Source organism: Flavobacterium cerinum, from assembly GCF_024496085.1.
GTDB classification, from domain to species: Bacteria; Bacteroidota; Bacteroidia; order Flavobacteriales; family Flavobacteriaceae; genus Flavobacterium; species Flavobacterium cerinum_A.
Genome location: NZ_CP101751.1, coordinates 1,450,311 through 1,466,963, shown reverse-complemented (window position 1 = coordinate 1,466,963; position 16,653 = coordinate 1,450,311). Strand labels below are relative to the sequence as shown.

Annotated in this window: 14 protein-coding genes; 1 reads left to right on the top strand and 13 read right to left on the bottom strand. The window is 37.4% G+C overall.

The genetic code is table 11. The annotated features are described in order from the left end of the window. Positions 1-20 precede the first annotated feature (20 nt). From aroA to NOX80_RS06390, 12 genes are all read right to left on the bottom strand, one after another. Positions 21-1,256 carry a 3-phosphoshikimate 1-carboxyvinyltransferase gene (gene aroA, locus NOX80_RS06445; RefSeq protein WP_256552490.1) on the bottom strand — a complete coding sequence of 412 codons (1,236 nt, stop codon included), beginning with the start codon at positions 1,254-1,256 and terminating at the stop codon, positions 21-23. Between the two features lie 38 nt (positions 1,257-1,294). Continuing rightward, complete coding sequence (locus NOX80_RS06440; RefSeq protein ID WP_256552489.1) at positions 1,295-1,621, bottom strand: nucleotide pyrophosphohydrolase; 327 nt, start codon at positions 1,619-1,621, stop codon at positions 1,295-1,297. Between the two features lie 2 nt (positions 1,622-1,623). Then, positions 1,624-3,633 (bottom strand): transglutaminase-like domain-containing protein, encoded by a 2,010-nt coding sequence (locus tag NOX80_RS06435; protein WP_256552488.1) that lies wholly within the window; start codon positions 3,631-3,633, stop codon positions 1,624-1,626. Positions 3,634-3,635: 2 nt separating this feature from the next. Beyond that, entirely contained in the window at positions 3,636-5,540 is a 1,905-nt protein-coding gene (locus NOX80_RS06430) for a DUF3857 domain-containing protein (RefSeq protein WP_256552487.1), read from the bottom strand. 23 nt (positions 5,541-5,563) lie between these two features. Beyond that, positions 5,564-7,507 (bottom strand): DUF3857 domain-containing protein, encoded by a 1,944-nt coding sequence (locus tag NOX80_RS06425; RefSeq protein ID WP_256552486.1) that lies wholly within the window; start codon positions 7,505-7,507, stop codon positions 5,564-5,566. 68 nt (positions 7,508-7,575) lie between these two features. Continuing rightward, entirely contained in the window at positions 7,576-8,028 is a 453-nt protein-coding gene (dtd, locus tag NOX80_RS06420; RefSeq protein WP_256552485.1) for a D-aminoacyl-tRNA deacylase, read from the bottom strand. Beyond that, positions 8,025-8,993 carry a ribosome small subunit-dependent GTPase A gene (gene rsgA / locus NOX80_RS06415; RefSeq protein WP_256552484.1) on the bottom strand — a complete coding sequence of 323 codons (969 nt, stop codon included), beginning with the start codon at positions 8,991-8,993 and terminating at the stop codon, positions 8,025-8,027. Before rsgA ends, dtd begins: the two co-directional genes overlap by 4 nt. 69 nt (positions 8,994-9,062) lie before the next feature. Further along, positions 9,063-10,715 carry a hypothetical protein gene (locus NOX80_RS06410; protein ID WP_256552483.1) on the bottom strand — a complete coding sequence of 551 codons (1,653 nt, stop codon included), beginning with the start codon at positions 10,713-10,715 and terminating at the stop codon, positions 9,063-9,065. A 55-nt stretch (positions 10,716-10,770) separates the two neighbouring features. Then, positions 10,771-11,853, bottom strand: a complete 1,083-nt coding sequence (locus NOX80_RS06405) for a bifunctional 3-deoxy-7-phosphoheptulonate synthase/chorismate mutase type II (protein WP_256552482.1) — start codon at positions 11,851-11,853, stop codon at positions 10,771-10,773. After that, positions 11,843-12,736 carry a prephenate dehydrogenase gene (locus NOX80_RS06400; RefSeq protein WP_256552481.1) on the bottom strand — a complete coding sequence of 298 codons (894 nt, stop codon included), beginning with the start codon at positions 12,734-12,736 and terminating at the stop codon, positions 11,843-11,845. The genes NOX80_RS06405 and NOX80_RS06400 overlap by 11 nt, the downstream gene beginning before the upstream one ends. Then, entirely contained in the window at positions 12,736-13,881 is a 1,146-nt protein-coding gene (locus NOX80_RS06395; protein WP_256552480.1) for a pyridoxal phosphate-dependent aminotransferase, read from the bottom strand. The genes NOX80_RS06400 and NOX80_RS06395 overlap by 1 nt, the downstream gene beginning before the upstream one ends. Continuing rightward, positions 13,878-14,705 carry a prephenate dehydratase gene (locus NOX80_RS06390; protein ID WP_256552479.1) on the bottom strand — a complete coding sequence of 276 codons (828 nt, stop codon included), beginning with the start codon at positions 14,703-14,705 and terminating at the stop codon, positions 13,878-13,880. Before NOX80_RS06390 ends, NOX80_RS06395 begins: the two co-directional genes overlap by 4 nt. A 294-nt stretch (positions 14,706-14,999) precedes the next feature. On the opposite strand from NOX80_RS06390, the gene gldA reads away from it, so the two are divergent. Continuing rightward, a complete protein-coding gene (gene gldA / locus NOX80_RS06385; RefSeq protein ID WP_256552478.1) occupies positions 15,000-15,902 on the top strand; it encodes a gliding motility-associated ABC transporter ATP-binding subunit GldA in 903 nt (300 codons plus the stop codon). Positions 15,903-15,904: 2 nt separating this feature from the next. Here the strand turns inward: gldA and NOX80_RS06380 are convergent, their stop codons facing one another. Further along, positions 15,905-16,648: a head GIN domain-containing protein gene (locus NOX80_RS06380; protein ID WP_256552477.1), complete on the bottom strand. Its 744-nt coding sequence runs from the start codon at positions 16,646-16,648 to the stop codon at positions 15,905-15,907. Positions 16,649-16,653 lie beyond the last annotated feature (5 nt).

Here is a 16,653-nt window from a genome sequence, read left to right as displayed (position 1 = left end):
TATTTTTTAAAACTCTTTTTTTACGCGTCTTTCTCCTGAATTTTAACTCCGATTTTTTTGAGATCTTCCCAGAACCCCGGATAAGATTTAGATACGACTTCGGCTTCTTTAATCAGCAGTGTTGTTTTTAAAGCTAACGGAGCAAATGCCATTGCCATCCGGTGATCCTGATAGGTGCTGATGGCAACATCCGGATTTATTTTATCCGAAGGATCCAAAGTCAGACTATTATCCGTTACGGTTACGGATGCTCCAAGTTTTGTCAATTCATTTTGCAAAGCCAATAACCGGTCGGTTTCTTTTATTTTTAATGTATGTAAACCTGTTAGCCGACAAGCGCGCTGTAGTCCGAAACAGGTAACTGCAATCGTTTGTGCTATATCGGGTGTATTTTGAAGATCGAGAGTCAGGCTTTCTTTATCCGCTTCCGTTATTTTTCGCAAGACTACCGTCTGATTTTCAAAAGTGGATTCAACACCGAAATGACGGTAAATTGTTATCAATTCGCTATCCCCCTGAAAACTGTTTTCTTTATAACTGGTCAATCTGATTTCCGTTCCAACCGGTGCTAATGCTGCAATACTATAATAATAGGACGCCGAACTCCAGTCGCTTTCCACGATTACAGCTTTCGAATCGGCTAATTCTGTTTTTGGACTAACCGTTATACGATTCCCTTCAAATGTTGTTGCAACGCCGATTTCATGTAATACCGACAAGGTCATCTGAATATACGGAATTGATGTCAGTTCACCATCCAAAAACAATTCCAGCCCGTTTTCAAGTCCCGGAGCGATTAAAAGTAAAGCAGAAATATACTGACTACTTACATTCGCTTTCAGATTCACTTTTGATTGACTTAACTTTTTACCTTTGATTCGAATCGGCGGATATCCTTCTTCTTTTTCATATCGGATATCGGCACCTAATTGGCGTAAAGCATCCACCAAAATACTAACCGGTCGTTCCTGCATTCGTGCAGAACCGGTCAATACAACTTCCCTACCTTCCTGTGAGGCAAAAAATGCCGTCAGAAAACGCATAGCAGTACCCGCATGATGAATATCAATTATCATTTCTTTCGACTGCAAAGCACTTGTCATAACCACGCTATCATCAGAATTGGACCTATTATCCAATTTCAGATTCGGATATAACGCTTTCAGTAATAAAAGGCGATTGGTTTCACTTTTAGAACCGGTTATCGCTATTTCTGATTTAGGGCTTATTTCTGATTTCAGGAGTTGTAGATCCATAGTTTAATCGTTTTAGTGTTACCTGACCGGCAGATTCCTTATTTCAGTTTTTCATTATTATGATGTCGATCGTGATCCCTTTTTGTTTTCAGATCCATCTTTTTATCAAAAGCCGCCTGTAAGTCAACTCCGGTTTGATTCGCCAGACATAAAACAACGAATACCACATCGGCTAATTCTTCGCCCAGGTCTTTGTTTTTATCGCTTTCTTTTTCCGATTGTTCGCCATAACGACGAGCGATAATGCGGGCTACTTCTCCTACTTCCTCTGTTAACTGCGCCATGTTTGTCAGCTCATTAAAATAGCGAACACCATGATTTTTAATCCAGTTATCTACATCCAGCTGTGCATTTTTCAAGTCCATTTTTATGCTTTTTTAAGTACTATTTTTTCGGTTTCTTTTGCAATTATTGCTTTGTAAAAGTTTTTCAATCCTTCATAATGTGTTGAAGGAACGATAGGCCATCGGGTATCTAATGTTACTACCAATTGAATTTTATTTCCGGCATGTGTAATATTAAAGGTATAATTTGCCATATCTTCTTCCATGGCCATACTAATCGCTTCCGGAATCGATTCTACTTTATACCCTTCCGGCAATGTCAGATTGATCATGTATTTTTCCTGATTCGGGAATGAGAAATCCACCGGATATTCTCTTTTCTCTTGCTTAAACGGATTCTGTGTTTTAGCAACAAACAACATCGGGTCGATATACATTTTGTCTCCGATTTTTTCAACAACACCATCATGCGTAAAACTATAATCTTCAATTACCGGTTTTGCGATATCGGCTTTATTGGCTACTTTATAATTTTCGATTTGCAATCCCGGATAGGTCTTTTCTATTTTCTCCAGGTATTTATCCTCACTCAGATCGCCATTCTGCGTTCTGTAAACATAAGCCAGATAATCAAAATTTTGTTCCCGATACATCCCTTTCAACACACCGTCATTTCCAAGTGTTGCCATAATATTAACCACATTTTTGGACAAGTTTGTCGGTACCAGTTCTACATCGTCAGAAGAGCCGTCTTTACGAACAACCCGACCAAACCAGTTTAAGGCTCTGAAAGGAAGAATATTCGGTCCTACATTTTTATCCGTCGCATCTAAAAACATCATTCCGGTTGGTGTTTGAATTCCGGCGATTACATAGTTATATCCATTTCTGTTTGGAAAAAATGCCACTCCTTTATCTCTTGTACTTAGCAAGATCGGATTTACATCGATACCCGCTTCACGTAACATTGCTACCAGAATCAGGTTAATATCAGCTGTATTTCCTACTTTTTCCTTATAAGCCGTACGTACTCCTTTTTCACAAAAATATCCGACATACTGATTCCAGTTCATCCGGTTTTTCACAAAGTTAAAAACTATTGCGATTTTTTCATCCGGATTGGTTACTCCTTTTAGAATCGTATTCAGATCGTCTTCAAAATAGCTTCTTTTGCCCAGTTCACTTCCAAACTCACCCAGATATATATTTTTTACGATTGTTTCCCAGTCCGTTGAATAATCTTTATACGGTTCGTTCGGATATTTTGTAGACATCAGTTCATGAAGTATCGCAGATCGGTAATTATCGATATTATTGATATAACTTTCATCAGCCATAGCCGGAACATCTTTTAAGACATAGGTATCCTGATTTTCGATATAATTAATATTCACTTCCGACTTTACATTTTTATAACCGCCGTCACCATTTACCTTTTCTGTCACTTTTCCGGTATACGTTTTGGATACACTGGTTTTATTTGTTTTCGGAATCAACGCTCCTTTCATCTGCGTTTTATAGATAAAATATTCCGGTACCTGCGTCATATATTCAACGTGGTTAACCGGTATCGCCATCTGAAAATTCCAATCCTTTAACGTACTAATAAAAGGCGATTCCAATGTGTATTTAAACTCTACAATGGATTGTTCTTTTACATTCGGGAAAACAATTTTATTTCGTTCCCAATAGTTGTTTGCCTTTTCTACAAAAATCCCTTCGCTTTTTAGTTTTGTTTTTTCAATTTTACCGCCAACCAGGTTATAGGTATAGGCACTAGAGAAGCTTACACTTTCTTTTTTATTACTATCCGCATAATTATTGATTATAAAAGTGGCCCAGTCATACCCTTCTTTTTTATAGATCTTAATACGGGTTTCGACTTCGGTAATGGTTTTAAAACCTTTATCGGCATTGTATTCAAAATACGTTCTTCCCTTTTTATACAGAACAGCTGCTTCTGCTTTGGGATCTTTCGGGTGCTCGGCTTCTTTCAGCTCTTCTACTGAAACTTTTCCCAATTCAAATTTTTGGGCGAATGCATTTAACGATAAAAAAAGTACTAAGGTCTGAAATACTAATTTTCTCTTCATTATTATGATTTGTTTTTGGTTAGACTGATTTTGGCATTATCGTTTCGGGCTGTGAGTTCCATAAATTTCCGGAACTCTTCATAATCCTCTTTCGGATACATCCCTCTTTTTAACAACATCGATCGAACAGCAACTATTTTATCTTTTCCCTGTATTGTATATTCTGTTTTGTATTCTCCGAATTTTGTATTCAGCACTGTATTTTGCGGTAATCCTTCCACAGTAAAGCCTTCCGGTAACTGTATGATTATTTCATCATAATCATGGTACCCTCTTTCGAGATGGAAAGGCAGTTTTCGATTGCGGTACCGTTGCGGAATGTGTCGGCTTACATTAAAAGCATTGGCCGGAAAAAGCAATCGTTCTCCAGACGGTGTTCCATAACCTTCTGCCTGAATTGCGATACGTTCTTTGAATTTCACATTATCCGGATCATCCTCAAATTGAACAGAATTAACTTTCAAGTTCTCAATATTAGCAAAATATTTCTTATAAAACTTATCCGATTCCTCTTTTGATCTTCTTTTTAATTCATATTTACTCTCATATTGCGTCCCTTCGGATACAATAAGCACTTCTCCTTTAAAATTACCCTGACTGTCAACCGTATAATTTCCTTTTGATTTCTGACTGTTTTCCGCATCCGGAATATCAGCCGTACGTATCAATTCGCCTCCTTCCGGCTTCATTAGTAGCGCCATCCGATCATCCGTAAATTTTCCCTGATAAGCAAATGGTGTTATCTGACTTGTGCATTCCAAGAAATAGTATTTTCCGTTATCCGGAATCGTCAAAATAGCATGGTTTCCTTGAATCGAAACCAGATCATCCTGTATATCTTCTTTTTGGGTATTTCCGTAGATCACCGTATAAAAAGAAGGTATTCCGACCACATTCAAAAGTGCTTTCGTATAGTTGGACAACGCTTTACAATCACCGTATCCTAAACGATCCACATCAACCGCTTTCATCGGTTTCCATCCGCCTATTCCTACCTGAATACTGATATATCGGGTTTTATCCTGTACATAACGATAGATCTTTCTTGCTTTGTCTATCGGATTCTTTTCATTTTCAACCAGTTTTTTAACGGCAGTCTGCGTTTCCAAAGGCAGTTCCTGTGTGTCCTGTAATAATTTTTCGTTCATCCACAATCCGAAATCTTTCCAGTTATCAGCAACTCCATCGGTTCCTTCTAATGAAAATTTGCTAAATCCAAAGCGGACATAGGGTATTAATTTTTTAAAACCCGGCGCATATTCTTCGTGTCGTAATGCCGGAACATTTTCGAGTGTAAAGGAAATTTCTGTACCTTTTTCCGTTTTCAAAACTTTATACGTATCCAGATTATATCCTTTGTATTTCAGTTTCAGATCATACGGATACGTGATCTTATATTCGCTTTTCAGCAGACTTTGCGCATACCCTTTAACCGGATACCAAGGCATTACAAAACCGGTGTTAGTCGTTTCTACCTCACTGTTTAATTCGATTGTAAACGGATATTCGGTAGGAATATAATTTAAAGTAAGTGCTCTGTTATCCGAAAAAACCGAAAAACCATCTGCCACACTATGATCAATAAAATCTTTTCGTTTTATTTTTTTGATCTCTTTTCCGAACTTATCATAAACAATCGCTTCAACACTTTTGATTTTAGTAGCCGTATCATAGTAAAAATTTCCGTCAACACCTGACATTCCCTGTTCGTTAAGTACCAATACAATTTGCTTTTTACTGATGAGCATATTTTTTACCGATACCACCTGAATACTTGTTCTATCCGTTTTTACAATAGCATTTGTATTTTCTTTAAGGCTATCCGGAATGATAAATATATCCTGGGCAAATGATTGTAGTGAACAAACCAGGGTAAACAGCAGTATAACTATATATCTTGAATTCATGATGCTTTACTATCGTTTTATTATTAGCTCTTTTTAAGTACAATTTTTTCTGTATGCTTTTTAATCATCTTATTAAAAAAGCCTTTCAGGTTATCATAATATGATTCCGGGATATTCGGATGATTAATATCAAAGAGAACCATCAATTGTAGTTGTCGGTCATTTTTTACAATGTTATATTTAAAAGTCCCGATTTGTTCTTCCATAGCTAACGTTGTTGCTTCCGGTAACGATTCCACTTCATATCCTTCCGGGACATTGATACTGATAACATTTTTTTGTTGGAACGGATAAATAAAATCGATCGGATATTGTCTTTTTTCCAATTTAAAAGGATTTTCACTCATCGCCAGAAACAATAACGGTGAAAAATAGAGTCGGTCACCAATTCGTTCTACCATATTAGGATGTGAAAACGAATAATCTTCCGTTACCGGTTTTGTAGTATCGTCCGGATATACAACCGAATAGTCTCCTAATTCAATTCCGTTATATTCTTTTTCGATTGTTTCAATTGTTTTTTCTTTTGACAGACCGGCATAATCACTTTTAAATTCAAAAGCATTATAGCCCAGATATTGTTTTCGCACTTTACCTGTGAATACTCCTTCCTTATTCAAATCGGCCATAACAATACTGTTTTCTCTGGATTTAAATGTAGGGACCAACTCTACTTGCTCTGAAGTTTCATCGGCTCTTATTAGTCTACCAATCCAGTTAATGGCTCTAAACGGCAACACATCCGGTTCGGTATTTTTATCGGTTGCATCCAAAAACAGGTTTTTACCGTCTTTTTTAACGGCTGCGATAACATAGTTAAAAGCCGTACGGGACGGAAACGGCGCAATACCGTTGTTTCGGGTACTAATCAAAACCGGGTTGGCTTCTAATCCGGCGTATCGTAACATCGCAATCAACATCAGGTTGATTTCCGCTACATTGCCGACTTTATTTTTAAATGCTGTTTTAACGCCTTCATTACACAGGTAACCGTTTGTTTCATTCCAGGTCATTTTCTGTTTTACGAAATTGAAGATTTTCTTTAGTTTTTCATCTTTATCCGTTACACCTCTTAAAACAGGATTTAGTTCTTCTTCGAAATACGATTTAAGATTCAACTGTCGACCGAAATCCGATTCATTGTAGATATTCTTAACAACATCATTCCAGTCTTTTGCGTAAGTGTGACTACCTGTTACATAATTGACTGCTATCAATTCAAACTTTAAACCGGAGATATAGTTTTTGATATTATCTACATATTTTTCTTCTTTAATTGCCGGAACATCCTTAACGGTGTAAGTTAACTTCGTTTCGGCATAATCTCCGTTCAGGCTGCTTTCTACAACTGATTCTTTATTAATATTTGTTGATCCGGTAAGAATTTGATTATAAACCAGGCGATCCGGGATATTGACTTTATAACTCACAAAACCCGCCGGGATAAAATACTGAAAGTCCCAATCGCGTAAATCGGTTATAAACGGAGAAACAATTGTATACTGGTATTCGACTATCGAGCCTTCTTTGACAGCCGGCATTACAATCTTTTTGACATCCCAGTTTTCATTTACCTTTTCTTTAAACTCTCCTTCCTTTGTTAACTTCGTTTTTTCTATTTTTCCATTCACCCAATTATAGGTAAAAGCATTTTCGAAAGTTACTTTTTCACCGGATCCGTTATAATTGTAAATAGGAACTTTTGTATTGGCATAGCTATAGCCCTCTTTTTTGTAGATTTTAATTCGCTGTTGTACCTCGGTATGCATATACCATTTTGAGTCGGTACCGATTACAAATGTTGTAAGCCCTTTTTTAAATTGTATTGCTGCAACCGCACTCGTATCATTAGGGTGTTTTTTTTGTTGTAATTCTTCGGCAGCAACCTGACCTAGGATTCGTATCTGACCGTAACTACTGGTTAAAACACAAAATAAAGCATAAAAAAAAAGTACTTTTTTTCTCATTTGAAACAATTAAAATCGGTTAAGGGATGTTATTTATGGTGATTTTCTTCGCTTTTTTCCTCTAAAAATCACTCTTTATTTTTAGTATCGATGATAATGGTAACCGGTCCGTCATTTAGTAACCGAACTTTCATATCGGCTCCGAATTGTCCGGTTTGAACCGGTTTGCCGGATTCTGATTCCATTTGTTTTACGAATGCTTCATATAGCGGTATGGCAACATCCGGTTTTGAAGCTTTAATATAAGAAGGTCTGTTGCCTTTTTTGGTTTGGGCATGTAACGTAAACTGACTTACGACAATAATATCGCCCGCAATATCTTTTACCGAAAGGTTCATGACATCGTTTTCATCTCCGAAGATGCGAAGATTGGCTATTTTAGCAGTCAACCAATCTATATCTTCTTTGGTATCGGCATCTTCAATTCCGATCAGGATCAATAAGCCTTTTCCGATTTCGGCTACTCTTTTTTCTTCGATTGTTACAGAAGCTTCCGTAACTCTTTGTATTACTGCTTTCATTCGGTATCCTGTGATTTACCTTCGCCATAGATATCGGTTCTGTAATTTTCGTCTTCTCCTTCTAAAATCTGGATATAACTTTTATAACGCGACCAGGCAATTTCATCGTTGTCCAATGCGGCTTTAACTGCACAATGCGGTTCTTCTTTATGGAGACAGTTATTAAATTTACACTGGTCTTTTAATGCAAAAAATTCCGGGAAATAATCGCCTATTTCCTGTTTTTCCATATCAACGATTCCGAAACCGCGAATACCCGGCGTATCGATAATACGCGCTCCGAAGGATAAATCGAACATTTCTGCAAATGTTGTTGTATGTTGTCCTTGCTGATGTTGTTCGGATATTTGTTTTGTTTTTAGATTTAACGACGGTTCCAATGCGTTTACCAATGTAGATTTCCCAACACCTGAATGTCCTGAAAACATTGATACTTTCCCTTTCATCATTTCTTTCAACTCCTCGATTCCCTTTCCTTCAGCGGCTGAAATTCTCAGACATTTATATCCGATGTTAGAATAAACATATTGCAGATACAATTGTTCGTCTAACGTAGCTTCGTCGTAGGTATCAATTTTATTAAAGATAATCACGGCTTCAATACCATAAGCTTCGGCCGTTACCAGAAAACGATCGATAAAACTGGTGGTTGTAGGCGGGTTATTGATTGTTACCAACAGAAAAACGATATCAATATTGGATGCGATAATATGGGTTTGCTTGGATAAGTTAACCGATTTCCGTACGATATAATTTTTCCGGTCGTGGATATTGTGAATAATCCCGGCCACTTCATCGGTGGATTGATCCAGTTCAAAGTCCACCACATCTCCTACTGCAATAGGATTGGTACTCTTAATTCCTTTCATTCGGAACTTGCCTTTTATACGGCATTCAAAAACCTCATTTTCTTCGGTTTTAACGCTGTACCAACTTCCTGTAGATTTGTAAACGATTCCTGTCATACCGCAAAGATAACTATCTTATTATTACAAAAAAAGGTTGCTTTTGAGGGCAACCTTTTCTGATTTTAATTATTGTAAAACCATTCGACCTAATTTATCCTGAGATTTTCGGGATGCATAGATCAGGAATTCCTTTTCATTTTTTCTGTAAAAAATTCCGGGACGGATTACCAATTCATTTTTAATGGCTTCTTCCGGATCTTTTCGGGTTATACTACCGTTATCACTAAATACAAAAATTGTAGGAACGGCATTGTTGTAATTCCCCAATTCTTTAATTTCTTCGATATCCGTTATTCCTTTATTTTTCTTATTATCGTTAAAAAGAATACTCAACTGACCGTCTTTGTAAATCGGGATAGCACTTAAATATTCCGGTCCTTTCCCCATTACACCCAACGGAAATGATAATCCAAGTGCCACATTAAAGTTTCCGGAACCGCCTACTCCAAACATATTAAGAGAAGCTACAGTAACTGTTGCCGACTGTTCTTTAGCTACTACATTACTCCAATCAAGTGAACCATCCGGTTTTAATGCCGTAACGATCATTTCGTTTGTCGTATAAGTAATCGGTTGTAAGCCCAACGGTCCGATTCCTTGTTTTTTACCCACATAAACAAAACGGTATTCCGAAATTACAATCAGTCCGCCATCGTTTTTTTCCACGATGGAATGGATCATATACAACGGTTTTAAATCTTTTCCTTTTTTCGCCCGACGCTCTCCTAGTAATTTTACTTTGGTGGCATAGTCGAACTCGTTAAATTTCAGGTTTTCGTTCGTATTGTTATCCAGATTAACAGAAGCATTATAAATTCCTTTCAGTTCTTTATTTGCTTTTCCGTTCTCTCTTACACTCGAATAAAAACCAACCAATTGCAATTTGTTATTTGCGGTAGAAATCATTTTACAATTGATGATTTCTTTTCCTGTAAAGTTGATGTCTACAGTTTCTTTTTTATATCCGTTCTGTTTTTTAAACGCGAATACCTGGAATTTTTCAACTTTTTCTTTTTTCTTTTTATCTCTGTAACTTTCGTTGATTACCAGAAACGCATCATCTTTCATATTCAATTCGAAATCGGCAATGGTAAACTCATAATCTTTTTGATCATCGTTGTATGTTACCTTTTCAACATTGGTGAAAACCGGTTTTAAATTCGGATCAAACAATTTCATTTCATATTTCAGGGCGTCTTCTTTTTCATAAAGTGCCGTATGCATTACCAATAGCATATGTTCGTCCGGTGAAACTTTAAAATAGAATCCGCCGCGATCTGAACTTCTTGCTACTTCCGCCTGAAACATCGTGGTCATGTCCTTGCTTAATTTACCGTCTTCCGAAAACTCGATTCCTACCAATGTAAAGATCTTGTCTTTTCGGTGATATACACTTCCGATCACATACAGTCTTCCGTTTAGAATAACGATTTCCTCAAAATCGATGTCTTTGTCTTTTAATTCCGGTAATACAATCGGTTTATTAACTAACAGTTTCATTCCTTTGGAATCAAAAATTTTCAGGAAGTAATCACTTTTCCCCTTTAACCCAAGTGCGTACACTTTGTTATTGGTTTCTCCGATGATTTTAATAATTTTCCCTTTTTCTTCGGTAATTTCTTCTCCGTAAGTAATGGAAACATTTTCCATTTTGTACTGAGAAAAAGCCGAAAAACTTGTCATTAAGGTTACTACAGCTAAGAGTAATAGTTTTTTCATATAAGGCTTGTTTTAAAAAATTTCGCGAAACTACGAAATTTCCTAAACCCACCTATTAACTATTTATTATTTTCTCCTGATGTGCTATACTTTCCTGGTGAATGGCTTTGAACATTTTAAGTATAAACTCTTCACTTAGTCCTTTTTCTTCTCCTTCCAATACCATTTTACCCAGAATTTCATTCCAACGTTTGTTTTGTAATACGGCAACATTGCGTTCTTTTTTCAACGCTCCGATGCTATCTGCAATCTTCATACGCTTACCTAAAATATTCAGCAACTTGTTATCAATTTCATCAATCTGCGTACGTAATCCTTCCAGTCTTTGGTTGTAATCATCGGCTTCGTCAGTTATTTTTCGGATTCTCAAATCTTTAAAAATCTGTTTTAAAGCAGACGGTGTTACCTGTTGTGCCGCATCACTCCATGCATTATCCGGATCGATGTGTGTTTCGATGATTAATCCGTCGTAATTTAAATCCAGTGCCTGTTGTGATACTTCCAATATCATATCGCGTTTTCCGGTGATATGCGACGGATCACAGATAAGCGGTAAATCCGGAAACTTACTTTGTAGTTCGATCGGCAATTGCCATTCGGGATTATTTCTGTATTTCGTTTTTTCGTATGTTGAAAATCCTCTGTGAATTACGCCCAGTTTTTTGATATTGGCATTATACAAACGTTCTACGCCACCCAACCATAATGACAAATCGGGATTAACCGGATTTTTAACCAATACGATTTTATCGGTATCTTTTAAAGCATCGGCAATTTCCTGAACAGCAAACGGATTTACCGTTGTTCTGGCTCCGATCCACAATACATCAACATCGTGTTCCAATGCCAATTGTACGTGATGTGCATTCGCTACCTCAACGGCCAATAATAATCCTGTTTCCGCTTTGGCACGTTGTAACCATTTTAATCCGATGGCACCCACACCTTCAAAACCACCCGGTCGGGTTCTGGGCTTCCAGATACCGGCTCTGAAAATACTAACATCCGAATCTTTCAATTCGTGTGCTATTTTTAATACTTGTTCTTCTGTTTCCGCACTACATGGTCCTGCTATCACTAAAGGGTGACTTAAATTGAAGGCATCCAGCCATGTTCTCATTGCAACATTATTCTCCATAACTCAACTCTTTTTTTAAATGTATTCCTTTTAAAATTTCTTTTATCTTATTTGTTTCTTCCATTTCCGTATAAACTGAATCAAAATCATCACTTTCCAGTAACATTTTAAAATGATTCAGATTATCAATATACTCGGACAACGATTTCAATACCCTCTTTTTGTTTTGTTTAAAGATCGGTGTCCACATTGCCGGGGAACTTTTAGCCAATCGTACCGTACTTTCAAAACCACTTCCGGCCATATCGAAAATATCCCTTTCATTTTGTTCTTCGGCAATCACTGTTTTTCCAAGCATAAAGGAACTGATATGTGACAGATGCGAAACATAGGCAATGTGTTTGTCGTGTGCTTTCGGATCCATATAACGGATTCGCATATTTAGCTTTTTAAACAATTGCAATGCTTTTTCCTGTATACTAAATGCTGTTTTTTCAATTTCGCATATAATATTTGTTTTTCCGGCAAACAGTCCTTCGAATGCCGCAGACGGTCCGGAAAATTCCGTTCCCGCTATGGGATGCATCGCTATAAAATTACGTCTTTTCGGGTGGTTTTCAACGGCTTTACAAATTTGTTCTTTTGTCGAACCTACATCTAACACTACGGCGTCTTCTTTCACCAAATCCAATATTTCAGGTAAGATGGCTGCTGTTTTATCAACCGGTATAGCCAATATTACCCAATCGGCTTCCGCTATTTGACTCCGGTCAATTTCACAATCAATAATTCCGAGTTCCAAAGCCTCCCGAACATGTTCTTTATCGGTATCGATTCCTAACAGCAATGCCCGTTCCTTATTTTTTCTAAAATCGAGTGCCAATGATCCTCCGATGAGTCCTAAACCGATTATTACTATTTTTTCTTCTTCCTTCATTTTCATTAAAATCGTTTTAAAATCGCTTCAATTTTTTCTTCCGGGATACATAATGAAAAACGAATATATCCTTCTCCGTTACTTCCGAATATGGTTCCGGGTGCAATAAACAGATCCTTTTCGTAAAGTAGTTTATCCACAAAAGCTTCGGACGATGTTTCTTCTTTCGGTAATCTGGCCCAGACAAAAAGGCCGACACTGTTTTCATCGTATGTACAATTTAGTTTTTCGGCCAGTTCAAAAACAAGATTTCGTCTCTTTTCATAAATTCTGTTTTGTTGTTCAAACCATTCCGGATCACTTTTCAGTGCTGCAATAGCTCCTTTTTGTATTCCGTAAAACATACCGCTATCCATATTACTTTTCACTTTCAGTACCGCTTCAATCAGTTCTTGTTTTCCCATTACCATTCCTACGCGCCATCCGGCCATATTAAATGTTTTACTGAGTGAATTCAACTCCATTGCTACTTCCATCGCACCGGGAATATTTAAAACAGACACCGGTTTATTGTTTAATATAAAACTATACGGATTGTCATTTACCAAAAGGATTTGATGTTTTTTAGCAAAAGTGATCAGCTTCCGGAATAGTTCTTCACTTCCTGCGGCTCCGGTTGGCATATGCGGATAACTTACCCACATTAATTTTACCCGAGACAAATCTTGTTTTTCCAAAGCCTCAAAATCCGGTTCCCAGTTATTTTCTGCTACTAAATCATACAGTATACTTTCGGCTCCGACCAGATTTGCTACCGAAGCATAAGTCGGATAACCCGGATTGGGGATCAAAACACCATCTCCTTCATTCAGGAATGCCATAGCAATATGCAGAATTCCTTCCTTTGATCCCATTAACGGTAATATTTCCGTATCCGGATTCAGTACAACTTTAAAATTCTTGCTATAAAAAGCAGCCATAGCCTGACGTAATTCCGGCAATCCCTGATAACTCTGATACTGATGGGCTGCCGGTTGTAACATGGCTTCCTGTACGGCTTCCATTACTGATACATCCGGAACCAGGTCAGGACTACCGATTCCCATATTCACAATCGGTTTTCCCGCAGCCTGCAATGCTCTTACTTCCCGCAGTTTTTGTGAGAAATAATACTCCTGTACATGATCTAATCTTCTTGCTGTTGTTATCATACTGCTCCTTTTTTATATTCTCCCAGAACTTTAAATTCTTTTGTAATCGCTTCCAGGTTTATTTTTGCTTTTTCATAATCTTCATACTGATCGAATGTGATATCGACAAAGAAGGAATATTGCCACGGTTTTTCTATAATCGGCATGGATTGTATCTTGGTCAGATTCAGTTTATAATTGTTCATCTGATTTAGAACACCGGCCAGACTTCCCTGCATATCCTCTAATTCAAATTTTAAGGATGCTTTGTTGATTTCGTCTTTCGGGATTACCGAATTTTGCGCTTTTACAATCACAAAGCGGGTTTTATTGCTTTTTACCGTATGGATGTTATCGGCTATTATCGGCAGCTCATACATTTCTGAAGCCACCATTCCGGCAACCGCTCCGATACCGGTAAGCTGCTTTTCCTTTATTCTTCGTGCCGTTTCGGCTGTATCGGCATCTTCCACCAATCGGATATGCGGATAGCGGCTAAAAAACTTTTTACATTGCAATAAAGCTATCGGATGCGAATGCACTTCCCGGATATCTTCGATCGTTTGTCCCGGCAGTGCCATCAGATTCATTCGGATATCCAGATAATGTTCGCCGATGATATGCAGCTTGTTATAATCGATAAGCGCATAGTTCGGAATAATGGATCCGGCAATCGAATTCTCCAATGCCATGATTCCGAGATTCCGGTCATCCTCCAGTACATTTTTCACTAATTCATCGAACGACATGCATTCGATAAGGCTTTTACTTTCATTGAAGTATTCTTTTGCCACCTGATGGTGGAAAGAGCCTTTTATTCCCTGTATTGCAATTTTCCTTTCCATATAGCCAAAAAAAAATCCCGATGAGACATCGGGATTGTGTATTATAGTTTTACGAATTCGTTTTTATACTGCGATCAAATAACCATACGACAATCCCTTTCTTCTTTCCAGAAAAAATAAAAGAAATTGTTATAATAAAAAGTGTTACTTGAATTCATTGGTTTTTCGCCATTCTATTTGAGTGACAAAATTAGAAAAAAAATATTTCCAACTGTCAATATTTTAAAAAAATTATGATTTTAAAAATAATCAGCATTATTTTCTTCTTATTTTTGCTCCAAATCAGGTATTATTATGTCTATTGAAGTTTTAAATATATCCAAGAATTACGGTGAGCAAAAAGCGTTGGATTCGGTTACTTTTTCGATAAAAAAAGGAGAAATTGTCGGTTTCCTGGGACCAAACGGTGCCGGAAAGTCAACCTTAATGAAAATACTGACCACTTTTTTAGATGCGGATCAGGGTACTGCAACTGTTAACGGACATGACGTTACCTCGGAACAAAAAGCCGTTCAGCGTGTTGTAGGTTATTTACCGGAACACAATCCCTTATATCTTGATTTATATGTACGCGAATATTTAGCGTTTAATGCGGATGTTTATAAAGTAGCTAAATCCCGTATTGATGAAGTTATTGCTTTAACGGGACTGACTCCGGAAAGTCATAAAAAAATCGGAGCGCTTTCTAAAGGATACCGTCAACGTGTAGGATTGGCCACAGCTTTATTACATGATCCTGAAGTATTAATTCTGGATGAACCGACAACCGGACTGGATCCGAATCAATTGGTTGAAATCCGGGAACTGATTAAAAACATCGGAAAAAATAAAACCGTTTTTCTTTCCACACACATCATGCAAGAGGTGGAAGCTATCTGTGACCGCGTTATCATTATCAACAACGGTAAAATCGTAACGGATAAAAAACTGGATACGTTGATGACGGAAGATAAAGAACAGATTATTGAAGTAGAATTTGACTATCAGGTAGAAGCTCAATTAATCTCAAAAATACCAAACCTGCAATCGTATAAAAACATTCACGATACTATTTGGGAACTGACGTTTACTACGGAAAAAGACATGCGTCCGGTTGTTTTTGATTTTGCTCAGGAGAATGGTTTAAAAACATTACAATTAAACCTGAAAAACAAAAATCTGGAGGCTGTATTCCGCGAAATGACGCAAAAAAAATAAGGCTAGTTATAGATTACTTTTCCGGTATAATGCTCGGTTATTTCAACTATAGCCGGTCTATTTTTCAGCACCAGATCTCCGGTACTGTAGATATTTCCTTTTATATCCTGTTGCGGGTTTACAATGATATCGTTTGTACTTCGTTGGAAGACATAAATATGCTGTGCGATCAGATTCTGACCTTCAAACCGTTCTGCTCCGGAGTAAAAAGCGATATGCAGATTCGTTGCTTTTCCGGAAATCCGGTATAAAGATGCCTGGTTATCTTCCACAACAAGGTTAGTACAATCCACCTGGAGATCAAATATTCCGGAAGCTGTATCAGAATACATTCCTGATTGTACCGTAAGATCATCAAAATGTAATATTCCGTCCGATTGTACATTAAACTGCGAAGCGGAATAGATTCCTTTTAAATCGGGAACCGTAATATATACTTTTGTCATATTCTTATCCCGAAACCAGCTACATCCGTTAGAATTTCGAAGAAATAACTTCTTTTCCGAAACCGAAACCGAAATACCCGGCACCAGATTCGAACCGGTTTCCAATACTACTTTCGTTTCTGTTCCTTGTTTGATGATAACTTCAATGCCTTCACCGATATCAACATGATCAAAATCCGGAACCGTAATTTCGTTTGTGATACTACTTCCGGCCGACATAAAGCAATCCGGTGCTTTTTCGGAATTACAGGATATCAGAAAAAACGAAATTAGCAACCAATAAAATATATAACGTAACATCTGTT